Source organism: Streptomyces mutabilis, from assembly GCF_014649815.1.
GTDB lineage: Bacteria > Actinomycetota > Actinomycetes > Streptomycetales > Streptomycetaceae > Streptomyces > Streptomyces mutabilis.
Genome location: NZ_BMTT01000001.1, coordinates 435,667 through 452,046 on the forward strand (window position 1 = coordinate 435,667; position 16,380 = coordinate 452,046).

Consider the following 16,380-nt stretch of genomic DNA (forward strand, 5'->3'; position numbering starts at 1 on the left):
GTCAATGGGTCGGCGGCATCCGCTTACGATCGGCACATGTCCGAGACAGGGGGCGCGGCAGGCGGCGTCCGTGAGGTGAAGTCCGCGGCGCGCACGGTGGAGCTGCTGGAGGTGCTGGCCGCGCGCGGGGACCGCCCGGCCCGGCTCCAGGAGCTGGCGGACGAGCTGGGCGTGCCGCGCAGTTCGATGTACGCGCTGCTCCAGACCCTGATCTCCCGCGGCTGGGTCCGCACCGACGTCACCGGCTCGCTGTACGGCATCGGCATCCACGCCCTGCTCACCGGCACCAGTTACCTGGACTCCGACCCGCGGGTGCGGGTGGTGCGGCCGTACCTCGACGAGGCGTCCGAGGCACTGGGCGAGACGATCCACCTGGGGCGGCTGGACGGGCACGACGTGGCGTACCTGGCGACACGCGAGTCGCACGAATACCTGCGCACGATCAGCCGGGTGGGGCGCCGACTGCCCGCCCACGTGGGCGCGCTGGGCAAGGCGCTGCTGGCCGAGCGGCCGGACGCGGAACTGCCGGAAGGACCGTACGAGGCGCTGACCGCGAACACCCTCACCGACCGGGAGTCCCTGGCGGCCGACCTGGCCCGGACCCGGGAGCGCGGCTACTCCGTCGACCGTGAGGAGGGTGTGCGGGGAATCGTGGGCTTCGGCTTCGCGCTGCGGTACGAGGATCCGGCGCTTGACGCGATCAGCTGCTCGGTGCCGGTGGCCCGGCTGACGCCGGATCACGAGGCGCGGATCGTCGCGGTGATGCGAGAGATCAGGGCGAAGGTGGAGGCGTCAATTCCGGCCGTGGGCGGGGCAGTTCACTGGCGGTAGCGAACACTGTTACCCAGCCTTCGGAACTCCAAACCGGAATGTGACTCAGATCACATCTGCCTGGCTGTTTTCCGGCTCCCCGCGCTTGATACAAATTGCGCGCGCGTTCCGATCATTCGACGGTCGTCGCCCCCTGCCTTCCCCACCCTCCTTTCGCACGCCCTGGGAACGCCCGTGTTCGCCCGCACCACTGCCTGGCCCCTCGTCGCCCTTTTCACGGCCGGGTACCTTCCTCCGTATCTGCTGCCCACCACCGTCGGCAGACTCGACACCAGCCTTCCGCTGACCACCACGCAGGCGGGGGCCGTCGGCAGTGCTCTGCTGCTCAGTTCGGCGACCGCCGGCTTCCTGCTGGCCTCCCGGGTGCGGCGGATCGGCGCCCGCGCGCTGGCCCGGTTCGGCCTCTCCCTGACGGTCCTCGGCTACGGCGCCGCCTCGCTGACCACCGCCGTCCCCGCCGTCGTCGCCGGCGCGGTCCTCGGCGGCTTCGGGTCGGGCACGGCCATCACGGTCGCCGCCACCCGGATCGCCGCCGAGAAGGATCCCCACCGAGCCTCCACCGCCGGGCTGCTGAGCGTGTCCGCGCTGGCCGGCGCGGTGTATCTGACGGTGCCGCACCTCGGGCGGTCGCACGGGCTGCCGCTCGCCGCGATCGCGCTGGCCGCGCTCGCGGTGTGGCCGCTGACCGGCCGGCTGCCGGGCGGGACGGCCATGTCACCGGCCGGGCACGACACCGACACCGACACCCCGCTCCCCCGCCGCCGTTCCGGGCTGGTCCTCGCCGTCACGGTGCTGTGCTGGTCCCTCGCGCAGAACTCCCTGTGGGGCGTGAGCGGCCGGATCGGGCTGACGCAGGCCGGTCTGGGCGACGCCGCTCTCGGGGTCGTCCTGGCCGTCGCGCTGGGCGCGGGGCTGGTGGGTGTCCTGGTGGCAGGCGCGCTGGGACCACGGCTGGGGCGGGCGATGCCCATCGGGGCGGGTACCTCGGTCATCGCCGTCTGCATCGCCCTCACCGCGTCCGCGACCACGCCCCTGACCTTCGCGACCGGGGAGATCGCCTGGAACACGCTGTACCCGGTGGTGCTGTCGTACCTGATCGGGCTCGCCGCCTCGCTCGACCCGCGCGGCAGGTGGGCGGTGCTAGTCGGCTCGGCGTCCTCGCTGGGGACGGCCGCCGGGCCGCTGGCCGGCAGCGTGCTGTCGGAGCAGGCCGGCTACGCGGGCATGGGCCTGGTGCTGGCCGGCGGTCTGCTGCTGGTGGCCGCGCCGATGACCGCCGTCGCCCTGCACACCGGCGGGCGTCCGCTGCTGCCCGGCGCCATCCGCCGCCGCGGCGGCACCCCGGCCGCGCTGGTCGCCGCCGCCACCGGCACGCCGAGCGGTGCGGTGCCCGAGGTGGGCGCCGTGGAGCAGCCGGTCGTGGAGATCGACGTGGACGCCCCGGCCGTGGCCGTCCAAGGTGCCTACGGCACGGCGGGACCCCGGCAGGCCGCGGGCACACCGGGGTCCGGGACGGGCTGAACCCTACGCCGTCGGGAACTCGTACGCCGCCACCTCGGCGAGGTAGCGCGCCCGCAGTTCCTCGTCGTCCTCCAGGAAGGAGGCGAGGAAGGAGTTGCGGGCCAGCTCGCGCAGCCGGTCCTCGGTCAGGCCGAGGGCCTCGCGCACCGCGTCGAAGTTGTCGCCGGCGTACCCGCCGAAGTAGGCCGGGTCGTCGGAGTTGACCGTGCACATCAGACCGGCGTCGAGCATCGCGGGCAGCGGGTGGTCGGCGAGGGTGTCGACCGTGCGCAGCCGGACGTTGGACAGCGGGCACAGGGTCAGCGGGACGCGGTCGCGCACCAGCCGCTCGACCAGCGCCGGGTCCTCCACCGAGCGCAGACCGTGGTCGATCCGCTCGACGCCGAGGACGTCCAGGGCCTCGGTGACGTACTCCGGCGGCCCCTCCTCGCCCGCGTGCGCGACCCGGCGCAGCCCGAGGGCGGCGGCGGCCTCGTACACCTCGCGGAACTTCACCGGCGGGTGGCCGACCTCGGCCGAGTCCAGGCCGACGCCGGTGATGCGGTCGAGGAAGGGCTTGGCGGCGTCCAGCGTCGCGAGGGCCGACTCGGCGGACTCGTCGCGCAGGAAGCACATGATCAGGCGGGTGGAGACGCCGTGGTTCTCCCGGCTGGTGCTCAGCGCCCGCCACAGGCCCTCGACCACCGTGCCCATCTCCACGCCCCGGGCGAGGTGGGCCTGCGGGTCGAAGAAGATCTCCGCGTGCCGCACGCCCTGCGCGGCGGCGCGGGCGAGGTAGGCGTTGGCCAGGTCCTCGAAGTCCCGCTCGGTGCGCAGGACGGCCATCAGCTCGTAGTACAGGTTCAGGAAGGACTGGAGGTCCTCGAAGCGGTACGCCTCGCGCAGGGCGTCCGTGTCCGCGTACGACAGGGACACGGCGTTGCGGGCGGCCAGCGCGAAGGCCAGCTCCGGTTCCAGGGTGCCTTCGATATGGAGGTGCAGTTCAGCTTTGGGCAGGGGCATCGAAGCATCGTACGACTGTTTCACCGACGTTTCGGAACCGGGACGCGGGTGAGGTCGCGGGCCACGGTCAGCTCGCCGTCGTAGCCGGCCGCCCGGGCCTGCCGCTCGAACTCCTCGGGATCGGAGTAACGCTGGCTGAAGTGGGTCAGGACCAGGTGCCGGACCCCCGCGTCCCGGGCGGCCCGCGCCGCCTGGCCCGCGGTGAGGTGGCCGTGGTCGGTGGCGAGGGTCTCGTCCTCGTCGAGGAACGTGGACTCGATGACCAGCAGGTCGCAGCCCTCGGCGAGCGCGTGCACGCCCTCGCACAGCCGGGTGTCCATGACGAACGCGAACCGCTGGCCGCGGCGCACCTCGCTGACCTCGTCCAGCGGTACGCCGTTCAGGGAGCCCTCGCGTTGGATGCGGCCGACGTCGGGGCCCGTGATGCCGTGCGCGGCGAGGCGTTCGGGGAGCATGCGGCGGCCGTCGGGTTCGGTGAGGCGGTAGCCGTAGGACTCGACGGGGTGGGAGAGCTTGCGGGCGTCGAGGGTGTAGGCGGGGGTGACGGCCAGGGGCCCGTCCGTGGCGACCGGGGACTCGGTGAGGGCGACCGTCTCGCGGTAGGCGGTGGCGTAGCGCAGGCGGTCGAAGAAGCGCTGCCCGGAGCGCGGGTAGTGGGCGGTGACCTCGTGCGGCACCTGGTCGAGGTTGATGCGCTGGATGACGCCGGCCAGGCCCAGGCTGTGGTCGCCGTGGAAGTGGGTGACGCAGATCCGGTTCAAGTCGTGGGCGGCGACCCCGGCGCGCAGCATCTGGCGCTGCGTGCCCTCGCCCGGGTCGAACAGGATGCCCTCGCCGTCCCAGCGGAGCAGGTAGCCGTTGTGGTTGCGGTGCCGGGTCGGGACCTGGCTGGCGGTGCCGAGGACGACGAGTTCACGTACGGACATCGTGGTTGATCCGGGTCGTCCGGGTTATCCGGGGGGCCATTCGAGGCCGCGGCCGCCGAGGACGTGGGCGTGGGTGTGCCAGACCGTCTGGCCGGCGCCGGTGCCGGTGTTGAAGACGATGCGATAGCTGTCCAGCTTCTCCTCGTCGGCGACCGCCTGGGTCTCGCGCAGGACGTCCGCGGCGAGCTCCGGGGCACCGGACGCGAGGGCGGCGCCGTCCCGGTAGTGGGCCTTGGGGATCACCAGGACGTGGGTGGGGGCCTGGGGGTTGATGTCCCTGAACGCGACGGTCGTCTCGGTCTCACGGACGATCGTCGCGGGGATCTGGCCTGCGACGATCTTGCAGAACAGGCAGTCGTCCTGTGGCTCGCCTGTCATGGGGGGCCTCCTCACGCCGGTGATCTTCTACGGGCATCGTATCCATCGGGCCGTGGCCCCCGTGCCGCCGAGGGCGGCACGGGGGCCCTGCGTCGCGGGGGGCCGCGACACCCGCCCCCGGCCGACTACGGCAGGCTCGGCGGCGTCTTCGCCGGGGTCTCCTCCAGTGCCGCCAGCGCCAGCCTGATCGCCTCGTCCAGCTGGGGATCGCGGCCCGCCGCGTGGTCCTGCGGGCGCTGCGGGACCTCGACGTCCGGGTCTACGCCGTGGTTCTCCACGCCCCAGCCGTAGCCCTCCAGCCAGAAGGCGTACTTGGGCTGGGTGATCAGCGTGCCGTCGACCAGCCGGTAGCGGCTGTCGATGCCGATGACGCCGCCCCAGGTGCGGGTGCCGACGACCGGACCGATGCCGAGCGCCTTGATCGCGGCGTTGACGATGTCGCCGTCCGAGCCGGAGAACTCGTTGGCGACGGCGACGACCGGGCCGCGGGGCGCGTCCAGGGGGTAGCTGGACGGCCGCATGCCGCGCGGCAGGTCCCAGCCGACGATGCGCCGGGCCAGTTTCTCCACGACCAGCTGGGAGGTGTGGCCGCCGCGGTTCTCGCGGACGTCGACGACCAGGCCCTCCCGGGCCACCTCGACGCGCAGGTCGCGGTGGATCTGGGCCCAGCCGGGCGCCTGCATGTCGGGCACGTGGAGGTAGCCGAGCCGGCCGCCGGAGGTCTCGTGGACGTAGGCGCGGCGGTCGGCGACCCAGGCGTGGTAGCGCAGGGGCTCCTCGTCGGCGAGGGGGACGACGACGGCGTGCCGGGGTTCGCCGCCGCCGGCCGGGGAGACGGTCAGCTCGACCGGCTTGCCCGCCGTGCCGACCAGCAGCGGGCCGGGTCCCGTGACCGGGTCCACGGGCTGTCCCGCGACCGCGACGATCGCGTCCCCGGCCCGCACCGCGACGCCGGGCGCGGCCAGCGGGGAACGGGCGTCGGGATCGGAGGTCTCCGAGGGCAGGACGCGGTCGACGCGCCAGGTGCCGTCGTCGTGGCGGGACAGGTCGGCGCCGAGCAGGCCCTGCCGGGCGCCGGAGCCGTGGCCGCCGCGCGGGGTGACGTAAGCGTGCGAGGTCCCGAGTTCGCCGTGCACCTCCCACAGGAGGTCGACCAGGTCGTCGTGGGTGGCGAGGCGGTCGAGGACGGGCCGGTAGCGGTCGAGTACGCCGTCCCAGTCGACGCCGTTCATGTCGGGCCGCCAGAAGTGGTCCCGCATGATGCGGCCGGTCTCGTCGAACATCTGGCGCCACTCGGCGGCCGGGTCGACGGTCTGCCGGACCCGGGCCAGGTCGACGGTGATGTTGGTGTCGCTGTCCTCGTCGCCGGAGGCCCGCCGGTCGCTGGGCACGACCTTGAGGCGTCCGTCCGTCCACAGCAGCACCCGCTTGCCGTCGCCGCTGACCTCGAAGTGGTCGGCGTCGCCGGCGAGGTGCTCGACGCGCTGCTGGGCCAGGTCGTAGCGCTCCAGCTCGGTGTGCGGGTCGGGGGCGTCCGGCGTGGCGCGGGAGGCGCCGAGGACACCGGTGACCGGGTGGCGCAGCCACAGCACACCGTCCTTGGCGGCGCGCAGCCCGGAGTAGCGGGCGGCCTCCACGGGGAAGGGCACGATGCGGTCGGCGAGGCCCTCGATGTCGATCCGGGTGGTGGGGGTGCCCTCGCTGTCGGGGGTCTCCTCCCGCTCCGAGGTCTCGAAGGGGCGGCCGTGGCGCTGCGGGCCGAAGGGCGACGGGGTGGTCGCCGCGAGTGTGATCAGGTACGGGCGGGCCCCCTCGACGAAGGCCAGGTCGAAGACGTGCTCGTCGTAGACCGGGTCGAAGGAGCGGGTGGAGAGGAAGGCGAGGTGCTTGCCGTCCACGGTGAAGGCGGGCGCGTAGTCCTTGAAGCGCAGGGGCGTCGCCTCGCTCACCGACAGGTCGGTGGTGTTGGCGAGCTTGAGCTGGCGCAGCGGGTCGGGGCCGGGGTGGGACCAGGCGAGCCAGGCGGAGTCGGGCGAGAAGACCAGGCCGGAGGCGTCGCCGTCGTCGCTGCGGTCGACCTCGCGGACCTCGCCGGTAGCGCGCTCGACGAGCAGGACGCGTCCGTCGTGCGAGGCGACGGCGGCGCGGCTGCCGTCGGGTGCCATGGCGAGGTTGAGCACCCGGCCGAGCTGCCCGGCGGCGATCCGTCGCGGGCTGCTGCCGGGCGCGAGTCCGGTGGCGGGCGCGAACTCCAGGGCGTCGTCGCCCTCGGCGTCCGTCACCCACACCACCCACTCCTCGCCGTCGGCACGGAAGGTGCGCGGCAGCCGGGTGCGGACGCCGGGCGTCGCCGCGAGGGCGCGGGCGGGGCCGGAGCGGTGGGTGACCCAGTGGACGCCGCCGCGCACGGCGACGGCGCTGCCGCGCGCGGTGTGGTCGGGGGACGCCGACCCGAACCAGCGGGCGGCGTTGACGGGGTAGGCCTGGAGGTCGACGCGCGGGCCGCCGAGGCGGATGTCGAGGCGGCGCGGCTCGTCGCCGTCGAGGTCGTCCAGCGTCCACAGTTCGCCGGCGGACGAGTAGACGACGCGGGTGCCGTCGGTCGCGGCGTGGCGGGCGTAGAAGCCGTCGAGGGGGGTGTGCCGGCGCAGGTCGGAGCCGTCGGCGAGGGAGGAGTAGAGGGCGCCGGTGCCCTCGTGGTCGGAGAGGAAGGCGATGCGGTCGCCGACCCAGAAGGGGTACTCGATGTTGCCGTCGAGGTCGCTGTGCAACCGTACGAACTCACCGTCGTCCTCGGCGTCGATCCACAGTTTGCCCGCCGTGCCGCCCCGGTAGCGCTTCCACCAGGCGGCCTCGCGGCCCATCGGCGCGGACAGCAGCACGGTGTGCGGGCCGGCCGCGACCTCGCCGACGGGCCCGTAGGGCAGGGTTTCGGCGGGGCCGCCGTCGAGGGGGACGGCGCGGGCCCAGGTGCGGCGCGAACTGGCCTGCCCGTGGGTGGTCAGGGCCAGGACCCGACCGTCCCTGGTCCAGCCGCGGACCTGGGTCCTGAGGCTGCCCCAGTGGGTGAGTCGCCGGGCGGGGCCCCCGTCGACGGGCGCGATGTGCACCTCGGGAGCGCCGTCGCGGGTGGAGGTCCAGGCGACGGTGGTGCCGTCGGGCGAGATGCGCGGGTGGTTCACCGGCACGTTGTCGGCGCTGACCCGCCAGGCCCGGCCGCCGTCGAGCGGGGCGAGCCACACGTCGTCCTCGGCGGTGAAGGCGACCAACTCGCCGTGTGGGTGCGGAAAGCGGAGGTAGGCAGGCGCTGCGGGCTGTGTCACCCTTTCACCCTATGCAGGGGCGGGGCCCGCCGACAGGGGTTTGGATCACATACCGGCCACGGCCCGCGCGCGGTGCGGCTACTTGCCCTCCACCGGCCGGCAGTGCGGGTCGTCCGGGCACCAGATGGTGCGGGTGACGGTCACGGTGGGGCGGGGCTGCTGCTGCGACGGCTCGTTCGCGGAAGGGCCGCCGGTGGCTTCGCAGTTGCCCAGCCCGTCGACCCGGAACCACTCCTTGCCGTCCACCTTCGCGGTCAACTCGCCGCGCACGCAGGCGCCGTTGACGACGCGGGTGACCTTGCCGTCGACGGTGATGTCCTTCCCGTCGTCCGTCCTGCCCTCGCACTCGACCGTCGCGACGGCGTTCTCGGAAGCGCCGGTGGCCTCGTCGCCGTAGGAGGCGGTGCAGGTCAGCCACCTCACCTCCGCCTTCTGCCGCTCCAGTTCACGCGTCACCGTCCGGTCGGTCGTGAACGCCACCGACGCGGAACTGAGCCCGCCCGGCTCGCACGCGACCGCTCCGCCGACGGCGACGACCACACCGACGACCGCCGGAGCAATACGCCGAATCCGCCTCGATGCCCCCATGCGGGGCAGCCTGCCACCGGTACGGGGCCGGCGGTAGGGCGCATACGGCCACTCCTCACTACCGTGGGCCCATGCGCGACGGACGCCGGCTCAGACGGCTCGTGGTGGACGAGGCGGCCACCGCCTACGTGTGGTCGGTGCGTCACCGGCACAGTGTCACGGAGCCCTGCCAGGAGGTGCTCACCCTGTCCCGGGACGGGACGCGGACCCGTCTGCTGTTCCCGGGCGGCGGGGGACGGCACGTCCCCGACGGTTTCCTGCCCTCGGGCTGTGTGGCGCTGGGGGACGCCGCTCTCAACCTGCACGAACCGGGTGTCGTACGGGCCTTCGTCGACGAGGCGGCCCGGCGCGGCCTGCTGGACCGGTCCGCGGACCTCGACGGCTGGGAGCTGTTCCCGGCCGTGGTCGCCGCCCGCGAGGCGGACGGCTGACCCGGGGCCGTCAGGACCAGCGGCCGGTGCGGGCCAGCAGGACGGCGGTCGCCGCGGTGCCCGCGGTGGAGGTGCGCAGGACGCTGCGTCCCAGGCGGTAGGGCCGGGCACCGGCCTCGGCGAAGAGCGCCAACTCCTCGGGGGACACGCCGCCTTCGGGACCGACCACGAGCACGATGTCGCCGGTGGTGGGGAGTTCCGCGGCGGCCAGGGGCTCTTCGCCGCTCTCGTGGAGTACGGCGGCGAAGTCGGCGTCGGCCAGAAGGGAGGCAACCTGCTTGCTCGTCGCCGCGTCCGCGACGTCGGGGAAGCGGACCCGGCGGGACTGCTTGCCGGCCTCGCGGGCCGTCGCCCGCCACTTGCCGAGCGCCTTCAGGCCCCGGTCGCCCTTCCACTGCGTGATGCAGCGGGACGCCGCCCAGGGCACGATCGCGTCGACGCCGACCTCGGTCATCGTCTCGACGGCCAGCTCGCCCCGGTCGCCCTTGGGCAGTGCCTGGACGACGGTGATGCGGGGCTGCTGCGGCGTTTCCCCGTGGACGGTCAGGTCCGTGACGACCAGCCGGTCCTTGCCCTCGGCGGCCTTCACCACGCCCTCGGCCCAGCGTCCGCGTCCGTCGGTGAGGACGACGTCCTCGCCGGGCCGGAGCCGCTTCACGGAGACCGCGTGCCGTCCCTCGGGGCCGTCGAGGACGTACTCCCCTCCGGGCAGGTCCCCCGGCCCGAGGGCGTCGACCACGAACACCGGTGCCGTCATCGGCCCGTACCTCCCGTCGCGAGTCCCGACAACGCTGTCCCGGCCGCGGCGAGTTCGGCGGCCAGCACCTCCACCAGCTGCCCGGCGGGCAGCTCCCGCGCCATCCGGTGGCCCTGTCCCGCCCACAGGGCCATGCCCTGGGCGTCGCCCGACTTGGCCGCCGCCTTGCGCAGGGGTGCGGTGAGGTGGTGCACCTCGGGGTAGGCGGCGGGGGCGTACGGGCCGTGCTCGCGCAGGAAGCGGTTGACCAGGCCGCGGGCGGGGCGGCCGGAGAAGGCGCGGGTCAGTTCGGTGCGAACGAACAAGGGGTTGGTCAGGGCCTGCTTGTGCAGGTCGTGCGCGCCGGACTCGGGGGTGGCCAGGAAGGCGGTGCCGAGCTGGGCCGCGCTCGCGCCGGCGGCGAGGGCGGCGGCGATCTGCCCGCCGCGCATGATGCCGCCGGCGGCGACGATCGGCAGGCTCACCGTCTCCCGGACCTGGGCGACCAGCGACAGCAGTCCCGTGCCGGTACCGCCGGTGCCCGGGTTGTCGCGGTGGGTGCCCTGGTGTCCGCCGGCCTCCGTGCCCTGCGCGATCACCGCGTCGGCGCCGGACAGCTCGACGGCCCGGGCCTCGTCCGCGGTGGTGGCGGTGACCAGCGCGAAGGTGCCGACGCGGTGCAGGGAGTCGACGACCTCGCGGCTCGGGACGCCGAAGTGGAACGACACCACCGGCACCGGGTTGTCCAGCAGCACCGCGAGCTTGGTGTCGTAGCCGTCGTCCCGGCCGCACTCCGGATCGCCGAGTTCCGTCTCGTACCAGGCGGCCTCGCCGGCCAGCTGGTGGGCGTAGACGCCGACGGCGGAGGGGTCGGCCGTCTCCGGCTGGGGCATGAAGAGGTTGACGCCGAAGGGGCGGTTCGTCAGCCCCCGCAGCTGCTTGATCTCCTGGTACATCCCGTCCGCGGTCTTGTACCCGGCGGCGAGGAATCCCAGCCCACCCGCCTCGCAGACCGCGGCGGCGAGCTGCGGCACGGAGACGCCGCCCGCCATGGGCGCCTGCACGATCGGGCAGGGGAAGAGATCGGTCAGTGCGGAGGACATGAGCGCATGTTGTCACGTCCTCGGAACGAGTCCGAATCCGGGCTTCCGTTGGCATACGCCAGGAGCATCCGCGTCGCGGAGCCCCTGGCGACAAGCCGTGCCCGGTGCCCGTCAGCGCCCGTTGAAGGCGTCCTTCAGACGCGAGAAGAGGCCCTGCTGACCAGGCTGGAACTGCCCCTGCGGACGCTCCTCGCCGCGCAGCTTGGCGAGCTCGCGCAGCACGCGTTCCTGTTCTGGGTCGAGTTTGGTCGGGGTGGTCACCTCGACGTGGACGATCAGGTCGCCCCGGCCGCCGCCGCGCAGGTGGGTGACGCCCCGGCCGTGCAGCGGGATCGACTGGCCGGACTGGGTGCCCGGACGGATGTCGACCTCCTCCATGCCGTCGAGGGTCTCCAGCGGCACCTTGGTGCCGAGGGCCGCCGCCGTCATCGGGATGGTGACCGTGCAGTGCAGGTCGTCGCCGCGGCGCTGGAAGGTCGAGTGCGGCAGCTCGTGGATCTCGACGTACAGGTCACCGGCGGGGCCGCCGCCGGGGCCGACCTCTCCCTCGCCCGCGAGCTGGATGCGGGTGCCGTTGTCGACACCGGCCGGGATCTTCACGGTGAGCGTGCGACGGGAGCGGATGCGGCCGTCGCCCGCGCACTCCGGGCACGGGGTGGGGACCACGGTGCCGAAGCCCTGGCACTGGGGGCAGGGGCGGGAGGTCATGACCTGGCCCAGGAAGGACCGGGTGACCTGCGAGACCTCACCCCGGCCGCGGCACATGTCACACGTCTGGGCGGAGGTGCCCGGGGCCGCGCCCTCGCCGCTGCAGGTGTTGCAGACGACGGCCGTGTCGACCTGGATGTCCTTGGTCGTGCCGAAGGCCGCCTCGTCCAGCTCGACCTCGATGCGGATCATGGCGTCCTGGCCGCGGCGGGTGCGCGAGCGCGGTCCGCGCTGCGACGCCGTGCCGAAGAACGCGTCCATGATGTCCGAGAAGTTGCCGAAGCCGCCCGCGCCGAAGCCGCCGGCTCCGCCACCGCCCGCCGCCTGGGACAGCGGGTCGCCGCCGAGGTCGTAGACCTGCTTCTTCTGCGGGTCCGACAGCACCTCGTAGGCGGCGTTGATCTCCTTGAACCGCTCCTGGGTCTTCGGATCGGGGTTGACGTCCGGGTGCAGCTCGCGCGCGAGCCTCCGGAACGCCTTCTTGATCTCGTCCTGGGACGCGTCGCGGCGCACGCCGAGTACGGCGTAGTAGTCCGTGGCCACCTACGACTCCGCCAGGATCTGTCCGACGTACCGTGCCACTGCGCGTACCGCTCCCATCGTTCCCGGGTAGTCCATGCGGGTCGGTCCGACCACGCCGAGCTTGGCAACCGCCTCGCCGCCCGAACCGTAGCCCACCGACACGACGGACGTGGAGTTGAGTCCTTCGTGGGCGTTCTCGTGACCGATACGGACGGTCACGCCCGGATCCTTCGCCTCGCCGAGCAGCTTGAGGAGCACGACCTGCTCCTCCAGCGCCTCGAGCACCGGCCGGATCGTGAGGGGGAAGTCGTGCCCGAAGCGGGTGAGATTGGCGGTGCCGCCGATCATCAGCCGCTCCTCGTTCTCCTCGACCAGCGTCTCCAGGAGAGTGGAGAGCACGGTGGAGACCGTACCCCGGTCCTCGGCCTCGAAGGCCTCCGGGAGGTCCTCGACCAGGCCCGGCACGTCCGCGAACCGCCGTCCCGCCACTCGGCTGTTGAGCCGCGCCCGCAGGTCCGCGAGGGACGCCTCGCCGAACGGCGCCGGGCAGTCGACCATACGCTGCTCGACCCGCCCGGTGTCCGTGATCAGCACGAGCATCACACGCGCGGGCGCGAGCGAGAGCAGCTCGACGTGGCGCACGGTCGAGCGGGTCAGCGACGGGTACTGCACGACGGCGACCTGCCGGGTCAGCTGCGCGAGCAGCCGCACCGTGCGGGCCACGACGTCGTCGAGGTCGACGGCGCCCTCCAGGAAGTTCTGGATGGCGCGCCGCTCGGGCGCGGTCATGGGCTTGACGCCGGCCAGCTTGTCGACGAAGAGCCGGTAGCCCTTGTCGGTCGGGATGCGTCCCGCGCTGGTGTGCGGCTGGGCGATGAACCCCTCGTCCTCCAGGGCCGCCATGTCGTTGCGCACGGTGGCCGGGGAGACGCCGAGGTGGTGCCGCTCGGTGAGGGCCTTGGAGCCGACGGGCTCCTCGGTGCCGACGTAGTCCTGAACGATGGCGCGCAGCACCTTCAGCCTGCGTTCACTGAGCATCGCGCACACCTCCAGAAGTCGTCCGCCCGGTGTTCTCCCTGGCACTCACCGTGTTCGAGTGCCAGACTTCCCCGGCCCAGTGTACGGCCGTGGGGTACGCCCACGGCAAGGCCGGTTCGCCGCCGCCGTGCCCGCGGGTGTGCCCACCGATAGCGTCGCGGTCATGAGCGTGATGTGGGAGGACCGTGGGTGGGAGCGGCTGGCGCCCGGGGTGGGCCGGTGCCGGCTCCCGGTGTGGGACTGCACGGCGGGGCTGGTCGTCGGCACGGGCGCCGCGCTGCTCGTGGACGCCGGGTCGAGCCTCGGTGAGGGCGCCCGGTTGCGCGCGGCGGCGCAGGCGCTCGCCGGTCGCCGTGTGACGCATCTCGCGCTGACCCACCCGCACTTCGACCACGTCTTCGGCGCGGCGGCGTTCGCGGGCGTGGACGTGTACGGGGCGGTGGGCACCGACACGTTGTTCGCGCGGGGCGGACACGGGCCGGAGGCGCTCCGCGCGGACGCGGTGGCGGAGGGGCTGGACGCGCGGGCGGCGGAGGAGGCGGCCGACGCGCTGGTCCGCGTCCCGCACGAGGTGTGCGGCGAGTGGACGCTCGACCTGGGCGGCGGCCGGCAGGTCCTGCTGGCCGACGTGGGCCCGGGGCACACCGGCCACGACCTCGCGGTGCTGGTGCCGGGAGATCCGGAGGTGGTCTTCTGCGGCGACCTGGTCGAGGAGTCCGGCGAGCCGCAGGCGGGCCCCGACGCCGTTCCGGCGCACTGGCCGGCCGCGCTGGACCGGCTGCTCGATCTGGGCGGCGAGGACGCGGTGTACGTGCCCGGTCACGGCGCGGTGGTGGACGCGGCGTTCGTGCGGGCCCAACGGGACGCGCTGGCCGCGCGCTTCGGCGTGTCGTGCTGATCTCGGCGCGCCCGCTCCTCGTATCGTCATCAGAATGCGCCAGTACTCCGCCGATCTGACCCCTCCGTGGAAGAAATCGCAGCCGGTGCCGGAGGTTCCGGCCGACCCCGGTCTGGTGGTCGAGGAGCCCGGGACCGGGTTCTGCGGCGCGGTGATCGGCTGCGAGGCCGGCACGGTGACCCTGGAGGACCGCTTCGGCAAGCACCGGGTGTTCCCGATGGAGCCGCGCGGCTTCCTGCTGGAGGGGCGGGTGGTGACCTTGGTGCGGCCGTCGCCCTCCGCTCCGGTGCGGCCCTCCCGTACGGCGTCGGGGTCGGTGGCGGTCCCGGGGGCCCGCGCCCGGGTGGCGCGCGCCGGGCGCATCTACGTGGAGGGGCGGCACGACGCCGAACTGGTCGAGAAGGTCTGGGGCGACGACCTGCGCATCGAGGGCGTGGTGGTGGAGTACCTGGAGGGCGTCGACGACCTTCCGTCCATCGTCGACGACTTCGCGCCGGGGCCGGACGCTCGGCTGGGGGTCCTGGTGGACCACCTGGTGCCGGGTTCGAAGGAATGGCGGATCGCGCAGGCGGTGACGAGCGAGCACGCGCTGGTCGTGGGCCATCCCTACATCGACATCTGGGAGGCGGTGAAGCCGTCGTCGCTGGGGATCGAGGGCTGGCCCCGGGTGCCGCGCGGTCAGGACTGGAAGACGGGGGTGTGCCGGGCGCTGGGGTGGCCGGCCGAGAACACGGGGGCGGTGTGGCAGGCCATCCTGGCGCGGGTGGGGTCGTACAAGGATGTGGAGCCGGCGTTGTCGGGGCGGGTGGAGGAGTTGATCGATTTCGTCACGGGTGGCGGTGGGGCCTGACGCCGGGGAAGGTGCCGGGTTCGCCGGTGTCCAGCTCGGACCTCGCAGCTTCCAGTGGCAGGCGGTCCCCGACGGGACCGGCGCCGCCGCGGGACCTCCTGCACATCGGCAACGATCCTGCGGTGCACGATGTCAGGGCCGGCCGTCATCACGATCACCCCCCCCGGAGATGCTCCACCTTCACGCCCTCGGGAGGTTCGAGTTCCTCGAAGTACTTGGTGATCCCGCGTTCGTCCACGGCGCGCATCTCCCTGGCCCTGCGCACCGATTCACTCGCCCGAGGGATCAGTCGACCAGATCCCGCACCACGGCATCGGCCAGCAACCGCCCGCGCAGCGTCAGCACCGCACGCCCCTCCCCGTACGGCGCCTCCTGCAGCAGTCCCTCCGACAGCGCCCGTCGCGACGCCGTGAGCCCCGTCTCCCGCAGCAGGGACAGCGGGACGCCTTCCCGCAGGCGCAGCTCCAGCAGGATGCGCTCCACCCGCCGGTCCTCGTCCGTCAGGATCTCGCGCCCCGCGCCCGGCGACTTCCCCGCCGCCAGCGCGCCCGCGTACGCCCCCGGGTGCTTCACGTTCCACCAGCGCACCCCGCCCACGTGGCTGTGCGCTCCGGGACCCGCGCCCCACCAGTCGGCACCCCGCCAGTACAGCTCGTTGTGCAGGCAGCGCCCGGCGTCGGAGGTGGCCCAGTTGGACACCTCGTACCAGTCGAAGCCCGCCGCCGACAGGGTCTCCTCGGCGATCAGGTACCGGTCGGCGTGGACGTCGTCGTCGGTCATGGGGACCTCGCCGCGCCGGATGCGGCGGGCGAGCTGGGTGCCCTCCTCGACGATCAGGGCGTACGCCGAGACGTGGTCGGGTCCGGCGCCGAGGGCCGCGTCCAGGGAGGCGCGCCAGTCGTCGTCGCTCTCTCCGGGGGTGCCGTAGATTAGGTCCAGGTTGACGTGGTCGAAGCCCGCCGCGCGGGCCTCGGCCACGCAGGCCTCGGGGCGGCCGGGGGTGTGGGTGCGGTCCAGGATCTTCAGGACGTGCTGCTCGGCGCTCTGCATGCCGAAGGAGATCCGGTTGAAGCCGCCCTCGCGGAGAGTGGCGAGGTAGGCCGGGTCGACCGACTCCGGGTTGGCCTCCGTCGTGATCTCCGCGTCCGGCGCGAGGCCGAACTCGTCGCGGATCGCCTGCAGCATCCGCACCAGGTCACCGGCGGCCAGCAAGGTGGGCGTACCGCCGCCGACGAAGACCGTGCGGACCTCGCGGGGGTCGTCGCCGAGCACCTTGCGGGCGAGGCGGATCTCGTCGGTCAGCGTATCGGCGTAGTTGTCGCGGGAGGCGAGGACGCCGCCGGTGCCGCGCAGCTCGGTCGCGGTGTAGGTGTTGAAGTCGCAGTAGCCGCAGCGGGTCGCGCAGTACGGGACGTGCAGGTAGAAGCCGAGGGGGCGGTCGGCGGCGCCGGCGAGCGCGGACGCCGGGAGGGCGCCGTCGGCGGGGACGGGCTCGCCGTCGGGGAGTGCGGAGGGCATGCGTTCC

The 16,380-nt window shown here is 73.6% G+C and carries 15 protein-coding genes; 5 read left to right on the plus strand and 10 right to left on the minus strand.

Features of this window, described 5'->3' with window-relative positions:
- Nucleotides 1-36 precede the first annotated feature (36 nt).
- Both IE142_RS01960 and IE142_RS01965 read left to right on the plus strand, forming a co-directional pair.
- A complete protein-coding gene (locus tag IE142_RS01960) occupies nt 37-831 on the plus strand; it encodes an IclR family transcriptional regulator (RefSeq protein WP_191884087.1) in 795 nt (264 codons plus the stop codon).
- Nucleotides 832-1,005: 174 nt separating this feature from the next.
- Nucleotides 1,006-2,352, plus strand: a complete 1,347-nt coding sequence (locus IE142_RS01965; protein WP_191884088.1) for an MFS transporter — start codon at nt 1,006-1,008, stop codon at nt 2,350-2,352.
- 3 nt (nt 2,353-2,355) lie between these two features.
- On the opposite strand, the gene IE142_RS01970 is transcribed toward IE142_RS01965, so the two are convergent.
- The 5 genes from IE142_RS01970 to IE142_RS01990 form a co-directional block, all read right to left on the minus strand.
- A complete protein-coding gene (locus tag IE142_RS01970; protein ID WP_191884089.1) occupies nt 2,356-3,354 on the minus strand; it encodes an adenosine deaminase in 999 nt (332 codons plus the stop codon).
- A gap of 20 nt (nt 3,355-3,374) precedes the next feature.
- A complete protein-coding gene (locus IE142_RS01975) occupies nt 3,375-4,280 on the minus strand; it encodes a ribonuclease Z (protein WP_043373080.1) in 906 nt (301 codons plus the stop codon).
- Between the two features lie 24 nt (nt 4,281-4,304).
- Nucleotides 4,305-4,658 carry a histidine triad nucleotide-binding protein gene (locus tag IE142_RS01980; protein ID WP_191884090.1) on the minus strand — a complete coding sequence of 118 codons (354 nt, stop codon included), beginning with the start codon at nt 4,656-4,658 and terminating at the stop codon, nt 4,305-4,307.
- 125 nt (nt 4,659-4,783) lie between these two features.
- Nucleotides 4,784-7,981 carry a S41 family peptidase gene (locus IE142_RS01985; RefSeq protein WP_191884091.1) on the minus strand — a complete coding sequence of 1,066 codons (3,198 nt, stop codon included), beginning with the start codon at nt 7,979-7,981 and terminating at the stop codon, nt 4,784-4,786.
- 78 nt (nt 7,982-8,059) lie between these two features.
- Nucleotides 8,060-8,569: a hypothetical protein gene (locus tag IE142_RS01990; protein WP_191884092.1), complete on the minus strand. Its 510-nt coding sequence runs from the start codon at nt 8,567-8,569 to the stop codon at nt 8,060-8,062.
- Nucleotides 8,570-8,640: 71 nt separating this feature from the next.
- Between IE142_RS01990 and IE142_RS01995 the strand changes: the two genes are divergently transcribed.
- Nucleotides 8,641-9,000: a hypothetical protein gene (locus tag IE142_RS01995; RefSeq protein WP_191884093.1), complete on the plus strand. Its 360-nt coding sequence runs from the start codon at nt 8,641-8,643 to the stop codon at nt 8,998-9,000.
- Between the two features lie 10 nt (nt 9,001-9,010).
- Here IE142_RS01995 and IE142_RS02000 read toward each other — a convergent pair whose 3' ends face one another.
- The 4 genes from IE142_RS02000 to hrcA form a co-directional block, all read right to left on the minus strand.
- A complete protein-coding gene (locus IE142_RS02000) occupies nt 9,011-9,757 on the minus strand; it encodes a 16S rRNA (uracil(1498)-N(3))-methyltransferase (RefSeq protein ID WP_191884094.1) in 747 nt (248 codons plus the stop codon).
- Nucleotides 9,754-10,839 carry a nitronate monooxygenase gene (locus IE142_RS02005; RefSeq protein ID WP_191884095.1) on the minus strand — a complete coding sequence of 362 codons (1,086 nt, stop codon included), beginning with the start codon at nt 10,837-10,839 and terminating at the stop codon, nt 9,754-9,756. Before IE142_RS02005 ends, IE142_RS02000 begins: the two co-directional genes overlap by 4 nt.
- 111 nt (nt 10,840-10,950) lie before the next feature.
- On the minus strand, nt 10,951-12,090 hold the full coding sequence (gene dnaJ, locus IE142_RS02010) for a molecular chaperone DnaJ (protein WP_191884096.1): 1,140 nt from the start codon (nt 12,088-12,090) through the stop codon (nt 10,951-10,953).
- Complete coding sequence (hrcA, locus tag IE142_RS02015; RefSeq protein WP_043373066.1) at nt 12,091-13,107, minus strand: heat-inducible transcriptional repressor HrcA; 1,017 nt, start codon at nt 13,105-13,107, stop codon at nt 12,091-12,093. It abuts the gene before it with no gap.
- 163 nt (nt 13,108-13,270) lie between these two features.
- Here hrcA and IE142_RS02020 point away from each other — a divergent pair, with 163 nt between their 5' ends.
- Nucleotides 13,271-14,005, plus strand: coding sequence for an MBL fold metallo-hydrolase (locus tag IE142_RS02020; protein WP_191884097.1), 735 nt, complete (start codon nt 13,271-13,273; stop codon nt 14,003-14,005).
- A gap of 34 nt (nt 14,006-14,039) precedes the next feature.
- A complete protein-coding gene (locus IE142_RS02025; RefSeq protein WP_191884098.1) occupies nt 14,040-14,855 on the plus strand; it encodes a DUF3097 domain-containing protein in 816 nt (271 codons plus the stop codon).
- A 285-nt stretch (nt 14,856-15,140) separates the two neighbouring features.
- Here IE142_RS02025 and hemW read toward each other — a convergent pair whose 3' ends face one another.
- The gene (gene hemW, locus IE142_RS02030; protein ID WP_191884099.1) at nt 15,141-16,373 is read right to left on the minus strand and encodes a radical SAM family heme chaperone HemW; all 1,233 of its coding nucleotides are present in this window, start codon (nt 16,371-16,373) and stop codon (nt 15,141-15,143) included.
- Nucleotides 16,374-16,380 lie beyond the last annotated feature (7 nt).

What these genes read in the sequence shown, in the direction of transcription:
- IE142_RS01960 (WP_191884087.1), top strand. Translation starts at nt 37, where the DNA reads ATGTCCGAGACAGGGGGCGCGGCAGGCGGCGTCCGTGAGGTGAAGTCC.
- IE142_RS01970 (WP_191884089.1), bottom strand. Translation starts at nt 3,354, where the DNA reads ATGCCCCTGCCCAAAGCTGAACTGCACCTCCATATCGAAGGCACCCTG.
- IE142_RS01975 (WP_043373080.1), bottom strand. Translation starts at nt 4,280, where the DNA reads ATGTCCGTACGTGAACTCGTCGTCCTCGGCACCGCCAGCCAGGTCCCG.
- IE142_RS01980 (WP_191884090.1), bottom strand. Translation starts at nt 4,658, where the DNA reads ATGACAGGCGAGCCACAGGACGACTGCCTGTTCTGCAAGATCGTCGCA.
- IE142_RS01990 (WP_191884092.1), bottom strand. Translation starts at nt 8,569, where the DNA reads ATGGGGGCATCGAGGCGGATTCGGCGTATTGCTCCGGCGGTCGTCGGT.
- IE142_RS01995 (WP_191884093.1), top strand. Translation starts at nt 8,641, where the DNA reads ATGCGCGACGGACGCCGGCTCAGACGGCTCGTGGTGGACGAGGCGGCC.
- IE142_RS02000 (WP_191884094.1), bottom strand. Translation starts at nt 9,757, where the DNA reads ATGACGGCACCGGTGTTCGTGGTCGACGCCCTCGGGCCGGGGGACCTG.
- IE142_RS02005 (WP_191884095.1), bottom strand. Translation starts at nt 10,839, where the DNA reads ATGTCCTCCGCACTGACCGATCTCTTCCCCTGCCCGATCGTGCAGGCG.
- hrcA (WP_043373066.1), bottom strand. Translation starts at nt 13,107, where the DNA reads ATGCTCAGTGAACGCAGGCTGAAGGTGCTGCGCGCCATCGTTCAGGAC.
- IE142_RS02020 (WP_191884097.1), top strand. Translation starts at nt 13,271, where the DNA reads ATGAGCGTGATGTGGGAGGACCGTGGGTGGGAGCGGCTGGCGCCCGGG.
- IE142_RS02025 (WP_191884098.1), top strand. Translation starts at nt 14,040, where the DNA reads ATGCGCCAGTACTCCGCCGATCTGACCCCTCCGTGGAAGAAATCGCAG.
- hemW (WP_191884099.1), bottom strand. Translation starts at nt 16,373, where the DNA reads ATGCCCTCCGCACTCCCCGACGGCGAGCCCGTCCCCGCCGACGGCGCC.